This is a genomic window from Streptomyces sp. NPDC023481 (genome assembly GCF_055560195.1).
Genome location: NZ_JBVHJE010000005.1, coordinates 271,775 through 288,361 on the forward strand (window position 1 = coordinate 271,775; position 16,587 = coordinate 288,361).

General features: G+C 74.2%; 12 protein-coding genes. 7 read left to right on the forward strand and 5 right to left on the reverse strand.

Annotation, left to right across the window (positions count from 1 at the left end; translation table 11 throughout):
* Positions 1-123: 123 nt before the first annotated feature.
* Positions 124-3,216 carry a glycoside hydrolase family 2 TIM barrel-domain containing protein gene (locus ACZ3ZD_RS13385; protein ID WP_467396187.1) on the reverse strand — a complete coding sequence of 1,031 codons (3,093 nt, stop codon included), beginning with the start codon at positions 3,214-3,216 and terminating at the stop codon, positions 124-126.
* Positions 3,217-3,493: 277 nt separating this feature from the next.
* On the opposite strand from ACZ3ZD_RS13385, the gene ACZ3ZD_RS13390 reads away from it, so the two are divergent.
* Positions 3,494-5,893 carry a SpoIIE family protein phosphatase gene (locus tag ACZ3ZD_RS13390; RefSeq protein WP_467396189.1) on the forward strand — a complete coding sequence of 800 codons (2,400 nt, stop codon included), beginning with the start codon at positions 3,494-3,496 and terminating at the stop codon, positions 5,891-5,893.
* A gap of 15 nt (positions 5,894-5,908) precedes the next feature.
* Here ACZ3ZD_RS13390 and ACZ3ZD_RS13395 read toward each other — a convergent pair whose 3' ends face one another.
* The gene (locus ACZ3ZD_RS13395; RefSeq protein WP_467396191.1) at positions 5,909-6,457 is read right to left on the reverse strand and encodes an RNA polymerase sigma factor; all 549 of its coding nucleotides are present in this window, start codon (positions 6,455-6,457) and stop codon (positions 5,909-5,911) included.
* 47 nt (positions 6,458-6,504) lie between these two features.
* Between ACZ3ZD_RS13395 and ACZ3ZD_RS13400 the strand changes: the two genes are divergently transcribed.
* From ACZ3ZD_RS13400 to ACZ3ZD_RS13420, 5 genes are all read left to right on the forward strand, one after another.
* The gene (locus ACZ3ZD_RS13400; RefSeq protein WP_467396192.1) at positions 6,505-7,896 is read left to right on the forward strand and encodes a serine/threonine-protein kinase; all 1,392 of its coding nucleotides are present in this window, start codon (positions 6,505-6,507) and stop codon (positions 7,894-7,896) included.
* A 162-nt stretch (positions 7,897-8,058) separates the two neighbouring features.
* Positions 8,059-8,772 carry a DUF4232 domain-containing protein gene (locus ACZ3ZD_RS13405; RefSeq protein ID WP_467396194.1) on the forward strand — a complete coding sequence of 238 codons (714 nt, stop codon included), beginning with the start codon at positions 8,059-8,061 and terminating at the stop codon, positions 8,770-8,772.
* Between the two features lie 273 nt (positions 8,773-9,045).
* Positions 9,046-10,275, forward strand: coding sequence for a polysaccharide deacetylase family protein (locus ACZ3ZD_RS13410; RefSeq protein ID WP_467396196.1), 1,230 nt, complete (start codon positions 9,046-9,048; stop codon positions 10,273-10,275).
* A 63-nt stretch (positions 10,276-10,338) separates the two neighbouring features.
* The gene (locus ACZ3ZD_RS13415; protein WP_467396513.1) at positions 10,339-11,592 is read left to right on the forward strand and encodes an SLC13 family permease; all 1,254 of its coding nucleotides are present in this window, start codon (positions 10,339-10,341) and stop codon (positions 11,590-11,592) included.
* A gap of 30 nt (positions 11,593-11,622) precedes the next feature.
* On the forward strand, positions 11,623-12,114 hold the full coding sequence (locus tag ACZ3ZD_RS13420) for a universal stress protein (protein WP_467396198.1): 492 nt from the start codon (positions 11,623-11,625) through the stop codon (positions 12,112-12,114).
* A gap of 21 nt (positions 12,115-12,135) precedes the next feature.
* Here ACZ3ZD_RS13420 and ACZ3ZD_RS13425 read toward each other — a convergent pair whose 3' ends face one another.
* Positions 12,136-14,076: a ricin-type beta-trefoil lectin domain protein gene (locus ACZ3ZD_RS13425; protein ID WP_467396200.1), complete on the reverse strand. Its 1,941-nt coding sequence runs from the start codon at positions 14,074-14,076 to the stop codon at positions 12,136-12,138.
* 272 nt (positions 14,077-14,348) lie between these two features.
* The gene (locus ACZ3ZD_RS13430) at positions 14,349-15,317 is read right to left on the reverse strand and encodes an aldo/keto reductase (protein WP_467396202.1); all 969 of its coding nucleotides are present in this window, start codon (positions 15,315-15,317) and stop codon (positions 14,349-14,351) included.
* 140 nt (positions 15,318-15,457) lie between these two features.
* On the opposite strand from ACZ3ZD_RS13430, the gene ACZ3ZD_RS13435 reads away from it, so the two are divergent.
* On the forward strand, positions 15,458-16,312 hold the full coding sequence (locus ACZ3ZD_RS13435) for an endo alpha-1,4 polygalactosaminidase (RefSeq protein ID WP_467396204.1): 855 nt from the start codon (positions 15,458-15,460) through the stop codon (positions 16,310-16,312).
* A gap of 69 nt (positions 16,313-16,381) precedes the next feature.
* Here the strand turns inward: ACZ3ZD_RS13435 and ACZ3ZD_RS13440 are convergent, their stop codons facing one another.
* Entirely contained in the window at positions 16,382-16,582 is a 201-nt protein-coding gene (locus ACZ3ZD_RS13440; RefSeq protein ID WP_467396206.1) for a ferredoxin, read from the reverse strand.
* Between the last annotated feature and the right edge of the window lie 5 nt (positions 16,583-16,587).

Consider the following 16,587-nt stretch of genomic DNA (forward strand, 5'->3'; position numbering starts at 1 on the left):
CGCGGGTACTCGGGCGTAAATACCCGCAGGTCAGCGCGAGGTCTGTGCGGTACCAGCGCGGTACCGGACAGGCCCCGAAAGGCGTGTCCGGTCTCCGCGGGCCGGGCACCGGGCGGCGGACCGTCACACGTCCAGCCGGCTGATGCGCACCGCCCCCTTCGCCTGGCCCGGGTGGGCGCTGGTGAGCGTCAGCCGCAGCCGGGAGCCGCGTGCCGCGTCGAAGGTGATCACGGTGGGGCTGTCGGAGGCGGTGGCCCACCGCACCTCGGCGCCGGTCACCGGGACGTAGGCGTGCCCGTTCCACACCGCCGCCTCGGCCCGGGCGGGCAGGCTGTGGCCGGCGTCGACCGTGAAGGAGACCGCCACCCGGTCGAGGGTCCGGGTGCGCCCGAAGTCGACGGAGACCCAGTCCTCGGCCCGGGCCCCGCTGAACGCGGGCAGCAGCGCGGTCGCCGACTTGTCGAAGGCGTTGGACCAGCCGGTGGCCGGGTCGCCGTCCAGCATCGCGGCGGGCAGGGTGTCCGGGCGGCCGGAGTAACCGGCGTCCGCGACGGGGTAGTCGGGCGGCGGCGGACCGTCGGGGCCGAACCGGGTGGGTGCGGTGGTGGCGGCCGAGCGGGCCGCGGTGGTGGTCAGCCGGACGGTGTCCGCGCGCAGCCCCTCCACCCGGGCGGTGAGTTCCAGGCCGCCGCGTCCCGCGCCGGACCGGACGATGGCGAGGGCCTTGCCGTGGAACGCGGTGCGGGTGCGGGCCTGGTAGCGCTCGGCGCTCTCCTGGCGGCCGTTGTCGACGCCGGCCAGGGAGCCGCCGGCGACGTCGAAAGCGATGAGGTGGTCGGCGTCGGGCACGACCACGCCGTGCGCGTCCACGATCTCAGCGGTGACGAAGGCGAGCGAACGGCCGTCGGCGGCCAGAGAGGTGCGGTCGGGGGTGAGGCGTACGGCGTGCGGGGCGCCGGCCGTGCGCAGCACGTCGGTGGCGACGACCTTGCCGTCACGCCGGGCCACCGCCCTCAACTCGCCGCTCCGGTAGGGCACTTTCCAGGTGAGGTGCAGTTTGCCGGCGCTGCCGTTGGGGCTGGTGTAGCTGCCCGGGTAGGGGCCGTCGGTGAAGGTCTTGTCGTCGCCGGTGGGTTCGGTGGTCTCCAGGTAGGTGCGACCGTCGGTGGTCTTCTTGACGTCGAACTCGCGTACCCCGAGCGACTCTCCGTTGAGGAACAGCTCCACGGAGGGCACGTTGGCGTAGGCCCAGACCTCGACGGTGTCGCCCTCCTGGTGGTTCCAGGTCATCGGCAGCAGGTGGACCATCGGCTCGGACGTCCACTGGCTGCGGAAGAGGTGGTACATGTCCTTCGGGAAGCCGGCCGTGTCGACCGCGCCGAAGAAGGACGCCTTGACCGGGAAGACGTCGTACGGGGTGGGCTCGCCGATGTAGTCGATGCCCGACCACAGGAACTGGCCTGCGAACCACTTCCGGTCGCGGTCCTTCTTGTGGCCGTACTCCCCGCTCATCGTCCAGGAGGCGAGGTTGTTGTCGTAGGAGGAGGTCTCGCGCCTGCCCGGGGTGTGGTTCTCGCCGGTGTTGAGGTGCTCCGGTTCCTGGTAGGTGCCCCGGGTCGACGTCTCGGAGGAGGACTCGGACTCGAAGAGGAACAGGTGCGGGTACTTCGCGTGCAGGGCGTCGACGGACTTGGCGGTGTTGTAGTTCAGGCCGAGGCCGTCCAGTTTGGCGAGCATGCGGTCGGCGGCGGAACCGGTGGCGGGCACACCGTGGTACTTGTTCGAGCCGATGACCACCGGACGGGTGTCGTCGGCGGCCTTGATCGCGGCGATGATCCGGTCCGCCATGGCGAGCCCGGCGGTGGAGGTGGAGTCGGGGATCTCGTTGCCGATGGACCACAGCACCACGGCGGGCGAGTTGCGGGCGGCCAGCACCATCTCGGTGGCGTCCCGCTCGCACCACTCGTCGAAGAACCGGCCGTAGTCGTACGTGTTCTTGCCGGTGCGCCAGCAGTCGAAGGCCTCCACCATCATCACGATGCCCAGTTCCTCGCAGACCTGGATCATCTGCGGCGAGGGCGGGTTGTGGGAGGTGCGGAAGGCGTTGACGCCCATCGACTTCATGATCCGCATCTGCCGGCGTACGGCGTCGACGCTGATCGCCGCGCCGAGTGCGCCCTGGTCGTGGTGGAGGTCGACGCCCTTGATCTTGGTGTGGGTGCCGTTGAGGGAGAAGCCCTCGTCGGGGTCGAAGCGGAAGGTGCGGATGCCGAAGGGCGTGCTCAGGGTGTCGGTGGTACGGCCTCCGACGCGCAGCTCGGTGTGCAGGGTGTAGCGGTGCCCGGGGGTCGCGAAGTCCCACAGCAGGGGTCGCGGGACGGTCAGTTCGTGGGTCGTGGCGGTCTCACCGGAGACGGACACCGTGCCCCTCGTGCGGGCGACGGTCCGGCCGGCGGGGTCGGTGATCCGGGAGCGGATCTCCACCTCGGCGCCCGTGCCGGACTCGTCGCGCACGGTCGTGCGCACCCGGACCAGCGCCCGGTCGGCCGAGACCTCCGGCGTGGTGACGTACGTGCCCCAGCGGGCCACGTGCACCGGCTCGGTGACCACCAGGCGGGCCTCGCGGTAGATGCCGCTGCCGGAGTACCAGCGGCTGCTCGGCAGCTGGTTGTGCACCTTGACCGCGAGCACGTTGGGGGTGGTGCCGTCGGTGTGGACCAGGTCGGTGACGTCGAGGGCGAAGCCGGTGTACCCGTACGGGTGACGGCCGGCCTGCGTGCCGTTGCAGTAGACGTACGAGTCCATGTAGACGCCGTCGAACTCCACCGCGATCCGCTTGCCGGCGTACGCCCGCGGGAGGGTGAAGGCGAGCCGGTACCAGCCGAGGCCGCCGGGGAAAAAACCGGTGCCGCTGGTGGTGCCGTGCTCGGTCGTGGGGGTCTGTTCGATGCTCCAGTCGTGGGGTACGGCGACCCGGCGCCAGTCCCCGTCGTCGTAGTCGGGGTCGGCCGCCCGGGCGTAGGCGCCCGTGGGGTCGGTGATGCCGCCGGGGTTGACCAGGGCGAAGCGCCAGCCGTCCCGCAGCGGCACGGTGTGGCGTCCCCCGGCGGAGGCGTCGGCGGCGAGGGCGGCCGGGGCCGCGGGGATGCCCAGGAGCGCCCCGGCCGCGGGTGCCGCCGTGGCGGCGGCCAGAACCGATCTGCGCGTGACCGTCATGGGCGGCTCTCCCTCATCAGGGCCCAGAAGTACTCACATCTGATCGTCATCGAACAGATTCTGACGTTCTGACACACGCGATCGTCAAGACCCCGAACGCCTTCCGCTGCCCGCGACGTGAGACCGGCCGGATGCCGCCCTGACTGATCGGCCGCCCCCGTTCGGACGGTCGGCCAACCGGCCGCGGCCCTCGTTCACAACAGGGCGCGAAGCACTACTCTGGACCAACGGGTGGAGCCACCCGTTCACTGTGAGTGTGCGCTTGGGAGCGGCGACGATGAGCCGGGTCTATCCGTTCGACGATGCGGCCACGGCCCGGGCCGCCATCGGCGACGACGGAACGCTGACGGAGTGGAACGAGGGCGCCCGCCGCCTGCTCGGCCACCCGGCCGCCGCCGTCCTGGGCCGCCCCGCCGCCGAGCTGCTCGCCGACACCCGTCCCGAGACCCCGCCCCCCGGCACCCGCTGGGCCGGCACGGTCGGTCTGCGCCACCGGGACGGCCGTACCGTCCCCGTGTGGCTGCTCGCCCACCGCCGCCCGCCGGAGGACGGACACCCCGGCGACTGGATCGTGGTCACCCCGCTCACCGGCGACGGCCCGCCCCCCGATGACGACCCGCTCACCGAGGCCGGCCTGGTCCAGTCGCCGTGCGCGGTCGCGGTCTACGACGACCGGCTGCGGCTGCGCCGGATGAACGGCGCGATGGCCGACGTGGTCGGGCTGCCGGAGCGGCGACTGCGCGGGCTGCGGCTCGCGGAGATCGGTGGCAGACCCCAGAGCGAGGAGCTGGAGCAGAGCATGCTCCGGGTCCTGACCACGGGCCGCCCGCTGGACGTGCAGACCTTGATGCCCACCGGCGGCGATGACCGGGGGAACGCCTGGCTCGCCCGGATGGCACCGCTGCGGGACACGGCGGGCCGGGTGCGGGGCGTGTGCCTGGCCGCGCACGACGTCAGCGACAGCCTGCGGGCCCGGGAGCGGCTGCAACTGGTCAACGAGGCCAGCGTGCGCATCGGGAGCACCCTCGACGTCACCCGCACCGCGCAGGAGCTGGCCGACGTGTGCGTGCCCGCGCTCGCCGACTTCGTCACCATCGACCTGCTCGACCCGGAGGAGTACGGCGGTGAGCCGCCCGCCCGGATCACCGCCCCGGTGCGGCTGCGCCGCACCGCCCACCGGTCCGTGCTGCCCGGCGTGCCCGAGGCCGTGATCGAAGCCGGCACGGCGGAGGAGTACCCGGACTTCTCCCCGCAGGCCGACTCGCTGACCGCGGGCCGTACGATCACCGCCTCGGTGGCCGCCGGCGACATGGACCAGTGGCTGACCTGGCACCCGCGACGCCACGAACGGGTGCGCACGTACGGCATCCACTCCTCGATGTCGGTGCCGATCCAGGCGCGCGGGCTGACCCTGGGGGTCGCGGTGCTCACCCGGCACCGCCGCCCGGACGGCTTCACCCCGGACGACGTGCTGCTGGCCGAGGAGATCACCGCGCGCGCCGCCGTCTGCATCGACAACGCCCGCCGCTACTCGCGCGAACGGGAGACCGCGCTCGCGCTCCAGCGCAGCCTGCTGCCCCGGTCGCTGCCGCGCACGGCCGCGCTGGACGCCTCCTCCCGCTATCTGCCGGCCGCCCGCGCCGGCGTGGGCGGGGACTGGTTCGACGTGATCCCGCTGTCCGGGATGCGGGTCGCGATGGTCGTCGGGGACGTCGTCGGGCACGGCATCCAGGCCTCGGCCACCATGGGCCGGCTGCGCACCGCCGTACGCACCCTCGCCGACATCGACCTGGCACCGGACGAGCTCCTCACCCACCTCGACGACCTGGTGATCCGGCTGTCGGAGGAGTCCGGCGGCGATGGCAGCCCCGGCGAGGCGGGCAGCCCCGGCGAGGTCGGCGCGACCTGCCTGTACGCCGTCTACGACCCGGTGTCCCGGTGCTGCACCCTGGCCCGCGCCGGGCATCCGCCGCCCGTGGTCCTGCGGCCGGGCGGCGCCCCCCACGCCCTGGAGGTGCCCGCCGGCCCCCCGCTGGGCCTGGGCGGGCTGCCCTTCGAGTCGACCGAGGTGCACCTGCCCGAGGGCACCGTCCTCGCGCTGTACACCGACGGACTGGTGTGGTCCCGGGACCGCGACCCGGAGACGAGCCGGGAGAAGCTCTACCAGGCGCTCGGCGCGTACGCGGACTCCCTGGACGAGACCTGCGACCGCGTCCTGCACAGCCTGCTCCCCTCCGGCGGCGCCCCCGACGACGTGGCGCTGCTCCTGGCCCGCACCCGGGGCCTGCCCGCCACGCAGGTGGCGACCTGGGACATCCCCGCCGACCCGGCGCTGGTCGCGCCGGTGCGCAAGCAGGTCGTGGAGCAACTGGACGCCTGGTCGCTCAGCGAGGCCTCGTTCACGACGGAGCTGGTGGTCAGCGAGCTGGTCACCAACGCCATCCGGTACGGCGCGCACCCGATCCGGCTCCGGCTGATCCACGACGCGGCCACGCTGATCTGCGAGGTCTCCGACACCAGCCCCACCGCCCCGCACCTGCGCCGGGCCAAGACCTTCGACGAGGGCGGCCGGGGCCTGCTGCTGGTCGCCCAGCTCACCCAGCGCTGGGGCAGCCGGCACCATCCGGAGGGCAAGACGATCTGGGCGGAGCTGCCGCTGTTCGAGGAGGACCGGTAGGCCCCGGCGCGGCGCTCAGGACGCCGTCAGCCACGGCCGTACCAGCTTGCGGGCCTCGTGCAGCCGGGACTTGAGGGTGCCGAGCGGGATGCCGGCGCGCTCGGCGGCCTCGGCGTAGTCGAGCTGGCAGATGTCCCGGTAGACCAGCGGCGCGACCAGGTGTGGGTGCTCCCGCTCCAGCCGCTCCAGGGCCTCCAGCAGGTCCACCCGGGAGCCGGCGATGACGCTGGTGGTGCGCGGGTCGACGGCGTGCCCCGGCTCGATGGCCGCGGGCTGTTCGGCGGCCCGCCGCTTCAGCTCGCGGTACTTCTGCCGGCAGCAGTTGGCGACGACGGTGTACAGCCAGGTCCCGAAGCGGCTGCGGCCCTCGAAGCCGGAGATGTGCCGGGCCACCTGGAGCAGCACGTCCTGGGCGGCCTCCTCGGCGTCCTCCCGGCAGGGCAGGAAGCGCGCGCAGCGGCGCACGACCTCGGGCCGTATCTCCGTCAGCAGCCGGTCCAGGGCCGTGCCGTCGCCGGCGGCGGCACGCCGGGCGAACTCCTCCGTCAGCGCCTGGTCCTGCACGGACGGCCCCTCCTCCGACTCGATCTCAGGCCAGGCATGATAGTCGTATGCACCCCCTGGAGCGGATCGGCCGCCACCGCCTCGAACGGCCGCTGGGCAGCGGCGCCTTCGCCACGGTGTGGCTCGCGCACGACCCCCAGCTCCAGGCCCCGGTCGCGGTGAAGGTGCTCGCCGAGAACTGGGCGCACCGGCTCGACATCAGGGAGCGCTTCCTGTCCGAGGCGCGGCTGCTGCGCCGGGCCGGTTCCAGCCGGGTGGTGCAGGTCTACGACATCGGCGAACTCCCGGACGGCAGGCCGTACTTCGTGATGGAGTACGCCGCCGGCGGGACCCTCGCCGATTCTCTGGCCGGCGGCCCGCTGCCGGTGCGGGAGGCGCTGGCGCTGACGGCCGAGGCCGCGCGCGGTGCCGCCGCGCTGCACGAGGCGGGCATCGTGCACCGCGACATCAAGCCGACCAACGTGCTGCTGCACACCGCCCCGGACGGCAGCCGACGGGTGCTGCTCGCCGACCTGGGGCTGGCCAAGAGCCTGGCGCAGGCCTCGGTGCTGACCCTGGCGGCGGGTTCGGCGGGCTACCGGCCGCCGGAACAGGCCCAGCCCGGCGCGGGCATCGACGAGCGGGCGGACGTGTACAGCCTGGGCGCGGTCGGCTACGAGCTGCTCACCGGGGCCGTGCCGGGCCCGCCGGGGCAGGTGACACCGCCGCGGCGGCTGCGGCCGGAGCTGGACGCGGACGTGGAGCGGGCGCTGCTGCGCGCGCTGGAGCCGGACCGGGCGCGGCGCTGGCCGGGCGCCGCGGCGTTCGCGGCGGAGCTGGACCGGCTGGCCGGGGCGCCGCCGGTGCGGTCCGCGCGGCACCTGGACCGGGTGCGCGGCCGGCTCACCGCGCCGGCCCTGGTCCTCGCCGGTGTCCTCGCCGCCGGCGCCGCCGCGGTCACGGTGAGCGTGGCGCTGCACCGGGACGGCACCGCGGACCACGGGGTGCGGGTCACGGACGCCACCGGGCGGGTGAGCCTGCGGGTACCGGACGCGTTCGGCCGGGAGCTGCGCGACTCCGGCTGGGACCCGGGGGCGCTCGGGCTGGCCGCAGGGCACCAGCCGGGCCTGGTGGTGGCCGGCGACCTGTCCCGCTGGTCCGACCCGAAGGCCGCCGTGGACGGGGTGTTCGTCGGCGTCGGCGGGCACGGTGACGTCACCGCGAAGGTCAAGGCGCTGGCGCACTCCGGCTGCCGGTACACGGGCGCCCGCGCCTTCACGGACGCCGACTGGCACGGGCTGGTCCGGTCCTGGGACGACTGCCCGGACGGCGGTTCTCTCACCGAGTCCGCGCTGGTCGCGGCGGGCGGTACCGCGCGGCCGCAGGTGTACGTGCAGGTGCGTCAGCGGGACGGTGACGACGCGACCGACGGCGTACTCCGTTCGTTGCGGGTGGGCTGACCGACGCCTGCCCAGCGGCCCGGCGGGGAAGAGAACCGGACAGAACCCGGCGCGTCCCGAACTTTTCCGGCGGTCCGTGCATCGGACGGAGAGGACGGCGCACCCGGCGCCGCAGGCACGCGTCCCGGTCGCGTGCCGTGATCTCCAGGAGTGTTGAGCGACATGGTGTACATCCCCCGGTCCGCGCGGCACGGTGCCCTGCTCGTGGGTACGGTCGCCGTGCTGGGCCTCCTGACCGCCTGCGGCGACGGCTCCGCCGCGCACAGTGCGGCCCCGGCCACCGTCCCCGGTACGGCAGCCCCCGCGCGGGACTCCACACCGCCCCCGGCGTCCCCCTCGGCCGCGGCCTCCTCCCCCGCGCGCACCGGCCCGGCGTCCACGGGTACCGGCTCGGCGTCCGCGCCGAGGACGACCGGCACCGCGGGCGGCCCGGCGGCCACCACCCCGGCCGCGGCGAGCACCCGCTGCCACACCTCCCAACTGCGCGCCACGGTCGGCCGCAACGACCCGGGCGCCGGCCAGGAGAACTTCCCGGTGGTGCTCACCAACATCTCCGCCCGGACGTGCACCCTGCACGGCTATCCGGGTGCTGCCTTCGTGAACGGCTCCGGCACACAGCTCGGCCCGGACCCCCGGCGTGAGCCGGGCACCCCGGTGACCGTCACGCTCAAGCCCGGGCGGAGCGCCTGGGCCGGGCTGACCTTCTCCAACCCGGAGATCAGCGGGGCGAAGACGGCCACGCCGGCCGCGTTGCTGGTCACTCCGCCGGACGAGCGGGCCCCGTTGAAGGCGGCCTGGACGGGCGGCCCGGTGCCGGTCTCCGGGAACTCCTCGTCCGTCCGCCTGATGGTGCTCGCCCCGGGCACCGGCCCCTGACCCCGCCGCTGCCCCGCCCCCTGCGCGCGAACCCCGCTGCCGCCCCCGAGGCAGTGGGGTTCGTCATGCCGGACCCTCGGCCGGGCCGCACCCGTTCGTCATGGCGCGCCCTCGGCCGACCGGCCCCGTTCGTCATGGCGGCGCCACAACTGTCACAGAACGGCAACAGGCGCCGCCGGCCGCGATCTTTCCCCGGCCCGTGGTCATCGAACCCGGTCGACCGTACGGCGAACGGGCCCCGCGAGGGCCCGGAACAAGGGAATCGGGGAGACGATGAGCGGGATCTCACGCAGGCGGGTGCTGACGGCCGGGGCGGCGGCGGGCGCCCTCGGGACACTGGCCGCCTGCACCCCCGGCAGCGGCAAAGCGGGCCCGGCGGGCGGCCGGGGCACGGCCCAGGCCCGGCCGGTGAGGCCGATCGGCGACGGCTCCACCGCCGACACCGGCGCCCAGCCGCACCAGCCGAAGCCGGACCGGCTGGAAGAGGGCCGCAAGCCCCCGCAGTTCGTGGTGTTCTCCTGGGACGGGGCCGGCGAGCTGAGCAACAAGCTGTTCTCCCGGTTCCGCAAGGTGGCCGCCGACCACGACGCCACGATGACGTTCTTCCTGAGCGGCATCTACACGCTGCCCGAGTCCAGGAAGGACCTCTACCGGCCGCCGCAGCACCCGGTCGGCGCCTCCGCGATCGGCTACCTCGCCGACCGGCACATCCACGCCACCCTCCAGCAGGTGCGCGCGGCCTGGCTGGAGGGCCACGAGATCGGCACCCACTTCAACGGGCACTTCTGCGGCGCGACCGGCGTGCGCAACTGGTCCCCGGCCGAGTGGCGCAGCGAGATCGACCAGGCCGTGGACTTCGTGACCCACTGGAGGACCAACACCGGCTTCACCGACCTCGAACCGCTCCCCTTCGACTACCGCAAGGAGCTCATCGGCGGCCGCACTCCCTGCCTGGAGGGCCAGGCCAACCTGCTGCCGACCGCCGCCGCGCTCGGCTGGAAGTACGACGCCAGCTCCCCCGGCGGCCTGCAGATCTGGCCGGGCAAGGTGCAGGGCGGCAGGCTGTGGGACTTCCCGCTGCAGTCCATACCCTTCGCCGGGCACTCCTTCCAGGTGCTCTCCATGGACTACAACATGATGTTCAACCAGTCCGGCGGCAACCCGCTCGGCGACCGCACCCGGTACGACATCTGGCGGGCCCAGGCCCGTGACACCTACCTGGCCGGTTTCCGGCGGGCCTACGAGACCAACCGCGCGCCCTTCTTCATCGGCAACCACTTCGAACGCTGGAACGGCGGCGTCTACATGGACGCCGTGGAGGAGGCCATCGGGAAGATGGCCGCGTACGACGACGTGCGCTTCGTGTCCTTCAAGCAGCTCGTCGCCTGGCTGGAGGCGCAGGACCAGGCGGTGCTGCGCCGGCTGCGCACGCTGTCGCCCGGGCAGGCCCCGGCGGGCGGCTGGGCGGAGTTCCTGGGCGCGGCGGGCAGCCGGTCGTCGTAGCGTGTTCAACATTGTCTGTTTTCATGGGCGGGCACCCCGTGCCCGACGTCGGAAGGATCCGCCCTGAACACCCCGCTCGCCGAGTCGCTGTCCGCCGTTCTCCTGGCCGCGGTGCTGGCCTGGGCCGTGGTACGGCCCTTCGGCCGGCCGGAGGCCGTCATGGCCGTCCCCGCCGCGGCCGTCGTGGTCGCCACCGGCGCGATCTCCCTCGACCACGCACGGGCCGAGGCCGAACGGCTGGGGCCGGTGGTCGGGTTCCTGGCCGCCGTGCTGGTACTCGCCCACTTCTGCGATGTGGAGGGCCTGTTCCAGGCGTGCGGGGCATGGATGGCCCGGTGGGCGGGGGGCCGGCCGGTGCGGCTGCTGACGGCGGTGTTCGCGCTGGCCTCGGCTATCACCGCCGTGCTCAGCCTGGACGCGACGGTCGTGCTGCTCACCCCGGTGGTCTTCGCCACGGCCGCGCGGACGGGCGTACGGCCCAAACCGCATGTGTACGCCTGCACCCACCTGTCGAACACGGCGTCGCTGCTGCTGCCGGTGTCCAACCTGACGAACCTGCTGGCGTTCGCGGCGAGCGGGCTGAGCTTCACCCGGTTCGCGGCGCTGATGGCGCTGCCGTGGCTGGCCGCGATCGGCGCCGAGTACCTGGTGTTCCGGCGGTTCTTCGCCCGGGACCTCACCGCGGCGGCCCCTTCGGGCGAGAGCACGGGCGACACGCCCGCGCTGCCGCTGTTCGCGCTGGTGACCGTGGGCTGCACGCTGGCCGGGTTCGTGGTGGCGTCGGCGTTCGGCGTGGAGCCGGCCTGGGTGGCGGCGGCCGGCGCGCTGGTGCTGGCCGGGCGGGCGCTGGTGCGGCGGCAGGCGAGCCCGCTGACCGTGGTCCGGGCGGCGTCCCCGGCCTTCCTGGCGTTCGTCCTGGCGCTGGGCATCGTGGTGCGGGCGGTGGTCGACAACGGGCTCGCGGACGTGCTCGGGCGGGTCGTGCCGGCCGGCACCGGCCTGCCCGCGCTGTTCGGGATCGCCGCGCTGGCCGCGCTGCTGGCCAACCTGATCAACAACCTGCCGGCGGTGCTGGTGCTGCTGCCGCTGGCGGTGCCCGCCGGGCCGGGGGCGGTGCTGGCGGTGCTGCTGGGCGTGAACATCGGCCCGAACCTCACCTACGCGGGGTCGCTGGCCACGCTGTTGTGGCGGCGGATCGTGCACCAGCACGAGCACGACGTGGACCTCGGGGAGTTCACCCGGCTCGGGCTGCTCGCCGTGCCGTCCTCCCTCGCGGTCGCGGTGGTGGCACTGTGGGGGTCGCTGCGGGTTCTGTGACGGGTTCGCGTGAGCCGAGGGAGGCCGAGGATGCGGGTGATCGCCTGGCTGGTGGAGGGCACCTGGCCCGCCTGTGTGGACGCGGTGCGCGCCCACGCTCCGGACGACGCGGAGGTGGTGTTGCTGCATGTGAGCGGCCCCGATGTGCCGGCGGTGGCGCACGGCGCCTTCGCCGGGCTGCTGGGGCGCGGTCACCGGGTGGCGGATCCCGGCGACCGGCTGGCGGCACTCGGCGACACGTCGGCGGCCTCGCTGCTCACCGCGGCGGCCGAGCGGCTGGGCCGGCCCTGTGTGCGCGAGGAGCGCTCGGGCCGGGTCGAGCGGGAGGTGGTGGCCGCGGCCGAGGGGGCCGGGCTGCTGGTGCTGGCCCGGGACGGCGACCGGTCCCGGCTCGGCCCGAGAAGCCTCGGCCCGGCCGTCCGCTTCGCCGTCGACCACGCCCCCTGCCCGGTCCTCCTGGTCTGGCCGGAACCGGCACCCGACCTGGAAACGATGCCACCTCCGCCACCGCACCACCCCTGAGTACCGCGCCCGATCCCCATGTCAGCGCCGGTGCCGCCCGTCGCGCCCGTCCCGGCCGCAGAACCGCGGGTACTCCGCGCACGGGTCGGCGGTGACGGTGGCGGTCGGCGAGGGCGCCGGGGCGGATTCCGTCGCGGACGGCGAGGGCGCCGGGGCGGACCTCGTACCGGAGGGTGAGGGGGCCGGGGTGACCGGCCGGGTGGCCGGGGGCGGTGCGGTGGGCGCCAGGGTGCTGTCGCGGGCCCAGTTGACGTTCTCCATCCGCAGGTCCGGGTGGGCGGTGTCGACGGACCAGCGCTGGACGGTGCCCGCGGCGCGGATCTTGAGCACGAGGGCGCCGGAGCCGTCGGTGGCGGCCGGGGTGAGGGCCAGCCCCTGGTTCGCGTGCGGCACCAGGGCGCCCTGGAGGGTGAAGTCGTAGCGGATGTCCCGGGCGGCCTTGCCCGTGGCCGTGCAGGGGGCGAGGCGCACGGAGTAACCGAGGTGGGAGTCCAGGCACAGGTCGGGCGCGGCGGCGTTGCGCAGCAGTCCGTCGGTCTCGTACGTCCACTGCTGGGCCGGGGCGGCGGAGCAGTCGACGAGTTCCGTCTCGGCGCCCTCGACCGCCTTCCCGCCGACGACGCCGACGCACAGACCCGAGGCGAGGTTGCGCAGCCTGCCGTGCAGGGCGCCCTGGCCGGGGGCGTTGCGGCCGGCCCAGGAGGCGCCCGGGGAGGCCGTGTCCTTGCCCGGGGTGCGGGAGGGCCTGCCGGCGGCGCCGGGCGCCCGGTCGTCGCCCGAGCCGAGCACCGACCACAGCACCAGGGGCAGGACGACGAGTCCGCTGACGGTGACGACGGCGAGCGCCAGGGTGCGGCGCCGGGCACGCCGGGCGGCGCGGTACGCGGAGCGGGGGGAGGCGGGAGCCGGGGCGGGGCCGGTGCCCTCGGGGTCCTCGGTGGCTTCCGCGCCCTGGGTGCCTGCGTTGCCCTGGGTGCGTTGGGTGCCTTGGGCGCCTCTGGTTCTTCGGCTTCTTCGGGCAGGTCCCTGGGAGCCGGTCGACCGGCGGTGGGCGGCGCCCGGGGCAGGCGTCGCCAGCGTGTCGGGGGCGTCGAGGGTGAACGCCTCGCCGCCCTGCGGTACGACGGTGGCCGCGGCCGGAGCCGGTGCGGCGGGCTCCTCGGCCCGGGCCGCCCGGGACTGCACATAGCCGTGCGCGCCCCAGCCGAGGACCGCCTCGGCGAGCGCGAGCCCGAGGCCGTCGCCGTTGAACTCGGCGAGCTGGCCGGCGGTGCGCTCGCAGTGGGCGCAGCCCGACAGGTGCCGGCGCAGGTCCGGGTCGATGGCGGTGCCGCCGCGCCGGAACGTCACGTCCAGCATGCGCAGATAGCGCCGGCACTCGGCGTCGGGGGCCAGCTCGCGGTGCACCTGGAGGCACTCCTCGCGCAGCCGCTCGCGGGCGCGGTCCAGTTCGACGCGGGTGTCCTCCTCCGCCAGACCGAGCAGCGTGGCGGGCACGGCCGGCGGTTCCGCCTCGACCTCGGTGTGCCACAGCACCGCGCGGGAGGTCTCCGGGATCCGCTGGAACGCGCGGGTCAGCAGCCGCCGTTCGGGCGGTGGCAGCAGCCGGGCCGCGGCCCGCTCGCCGGGACCGTCACCGGAGCGCAGCCCGGGGTGGAGGAGTTCCTGGCGGCCGTCGGTTTCCCACTCGGCCGCGATACGGCGGACGGCGACCAGCACGTAGGGCCGCCAGGCGGCGGTCGGCCCGGTCTGCCGCAGCGACGCGCCGAACAGCCGGGTGAACGCGGACGTGGTGAGCATGCCGGCGGCGCGCGGCCCGTCCGTGCACAGCCGGGCGTAGGCGAGGGCCGCCGCCCAGTGCCGGTCGAGGAGTTCACCGACGGGATGCAGGGCGGGTGACGCGCCCGTCCACTTCCTCAGTTCGGCGCTCAGCTGCTCGTCCGACAGGCCTGCCTCGGTCACGGCCGAATTCCTCCCGACGCACTACCGGATCTGGTCCATACCAATCGGTATGGCGAGGGCATGGGGCAGCTCGGACATCCACCTGAGGCGGCTCTTGTGAAGCGTGGGGGGTGTACGGGAGCGGCCTGGCGCATACAGAAAGAGAATGTGTTTGCCTGCGCGCCGACAGCGCACACTTTTACACAGCCGAACACGTCCGAACAAGAGATCTCCCGATCCCCGGCATTCACCGCCGCGGTTTCTCATCGGCATCCGGTCCGGACGCGCGGTTTTCAGTGGCCGCTGATCGCGTGCGGCGCGTACGGCTGCTCGAGTTCCTCGATCTCCTTGTCGGTCAGCGTCAGTTCGACCGCCGCCACCGCGTCCTCGAGGTGCTGCGGCTTGGCGGCGCCGACGATCGGGGCCGCCACGGTGTCCTGGTGCAGCAGCCAGGCGAGGGCGACCTGGGCGCGGGGCACGCCGCGCTCGCCCGCGATCCGGCCCACGGCCTCCACGATCGCGCGGTCGCTCTCCAGGTACAGCCGGCTGCCGAAGTCGTCGTTCGCGCTCCGCTCGGTGACCGTGCCCCAGTCCCGGGTGAGCCGGCCGCGGGCGAGCGGGCTCCAGGGCAGCACGCCGACGCCCTGGTCCGCGCAGAGCGGCAGCATCTCCCGCTCCTCCTCGCGGTAGAGGAGGTTGTAGTGGTTCTGCATGGAGACGAACTTCGTCCAGCCGTGCCGCTCGGCGGTGTACTGCGCCTTGGAGAACTCCCAGGCGTACATCGAACTGGCCCCGATGTAGCGGACCTTTCCCGCCCTGACCAGGTCGTGCAGCGCCTCCATCGTCTCCTCGACGGGAGTCGCGTGGTCGTAGCGGTGGATCTGGTAGAGGTCGACGTAGTCGGTGCCGAGCCGGCGCAGGCTGTGGTCGATCTCGCTCATGATGGCTTTGCGGGACAGCCCGGCCCCGTTGGGCCCCGGCCGCATCCGGCCGTGCACCTTGGTGGCCAGGACGATCTCGTCGCGGTGCGCGAAGTCCCGCAGCGCCTTGCCGACGATCTCCTCGCTGGTGCCGTCGGAGTAGACGTTCGCCGTGTCGAAGAAGTTGACGCCCGCGTCCAGCGCCTGCCGGATCAGCGGGCGGGACGCCTCCTCGTCCAGGGTCCACTCGTGGACGCCCCGGTCGGGCAGGCCGTAGGTCATGCAGCCCAGACAGATCCGCGAGACGTCCAGGCCGGTCGAACCGAGCTTCACGTACTGCATCGTTGGTGCTCCTGCCTTCGGGAGGACGGTCACCGCAGAGCCTACGACGGGGGCCGCGTCCGACTTGACGCCTGTCCGGTGCGGGGGATGTGATCACGGGGCATACCCGCGCCGCCCGGCGTGGGCGGGACGGAGCGGACGTGTCTTGCAGGGGTGCCAGGGGTGAGCGCCGCGCCTCGGGGTCGCGTACGGCCCTGGGCGCGCTGGTGGCGGCGCTGGTCGTCGCGGTGTCGGCCGGCTGTACGTCCGGGCAGCGGGAGCAGGGCGGCACGGCGGAGGCCGCCTCGCTGCGGCTGCCGCCACGGCACGCCGGGTTCGACTACCAGATCGGCGGCGCCTATCCCCCGCCCGCGGGCGTGCGGATCGTCAGCCGCGACCGGTCCGACTCCCCCGCGCCGGGGCTGTACAACATCTGCTACGTCAACGCGTTCCAGGTGCAGCCCGCCGAGCGTTCCGCCTGGCCGGCCGATCTGCTGCTGCGCGACGCGCGGGGCGGGGTCGTGGTCGACCGGGACTGGAACGAGCCGCTGCTGGACATCGGCACGCCGGCCAAGCGGGACCGGGTGGCGCAGCGGGTCGACCGGTGGGTCGACGGCTGCGCGGACAAGGGGTACGACGCCGTCGAGCCGGACAACTACGACAGCTACACCCGTTCCCACGGGCTGCTCACGGCCTCCGACGCGACCGCTTTCATGCGCCTGCTGTCCCGGCACGCGCATGCGCGGAACCTGGCGGTCGGTCAGAAGAACACCGCCGAGCTGGCCGGGCGGCGCGGGCACGCCGGGCTGGACTTCGCGGTGACGGAGGAGTGCGGGCAGTACGCCGAGTGCGAGGTGTACGCGAAGGCGTTCGACGACCGGGTGGTGGACGTCGAGTACACCGACGGCGGGTTGCGCGCGGCCCGCGCCCGCTGGGGCGACCGGCTGAGCATCGTCCGCCGCGACCGGGGCGTGTCCGTCCCGGGCAGCGCCGGGTACGTGCGCAGGGTGCGCTGAACGGCCGACACCGGTACGGGCCGTCCGGCGGTACGGCGGCCCGGGGGGCGCCGTACCGCCGGAGCGCCGTCAGCCGGTGCTGTCCCGTACGGTGATCGCGCTCACCGGGCAGGCCCGGGCCGCCGCCCGGACCATCGGGTTGCCCGCGCCGTCCTCGCTGCCTGGCAGGAGGGTGCTGTAGCCGTCGTCGTCCTGGGTGAAGACGCCCGGTGCGGCCAGCGCGCACTGCCCGGCGCCGATACAGACGTCCTTGTCGATGTCGATGTGCATGAGCA

Excerpts from the sequence above, each read along its gene's own strand:
- ACZ3ZD_RS13385 (WP_467396187.1), bottom strand. The coding sequence starts at position 3,216 with ATGACGGTCACGCGCAGATCGGTTCTGGCCGCCGCCACGGCGGCACCC.
- ACZ3ZD_RS13400 (WP_467396192.1), top strand. The coding sequence starts at position 6,505 with ATGCACCCCCTGGAGCGGATCGGCCGCCACCGCCTCGAACGGCCGCTG.
- ACZ3ZD_RS13440 (WP_467396206.1), bottom strand. The coding sequence starts at position 16,582 with ATGCACATCGACATCGACAAGGACGTCTGTATCGGCGCCGGGCAGTGC.
- ACZ3ZD_RS13420 (WP_467396198.1), top strand. The coding sequence starts at position 11,623 with ATGCGGGTGATCGCCTGGCTGGTGGAGGGCACCTGGCCCGCCTGTGTG.
- ACZ3ZD_RS13405 (WP_467396194.1), top strand. The coding sequence starts at position 8,059 with ATGGTGTACATCCCCCGGTCCGCGCGGCACGGTGCCCTGCTCGTGGGT.
- ACZ3ZD_RS13430 (WP_467396202.1), bottom strand. The coding sequence starts at position 15,317 with ATGCAGTACGTGAAGCTCGGTTCGACCGGCCTGGACGTCTCGCGGATC.
- ACZ3ZD_RS13410 (WP_467396196.1), top strand. The coding sequence starts at position 9,046 with ATGAGCGGGATCTCACGCAGGCGGGTGCTGACGGCCGGGGCGGCGGCG.
- ACZ3ZD_RS13390 (WP_467396189.1), top strand. The coding sequence starts at position 3,494 with ATGAGCCGGGTCTATCCGTTCGACGATGCGGCCACGGCCCGGGCCGCC.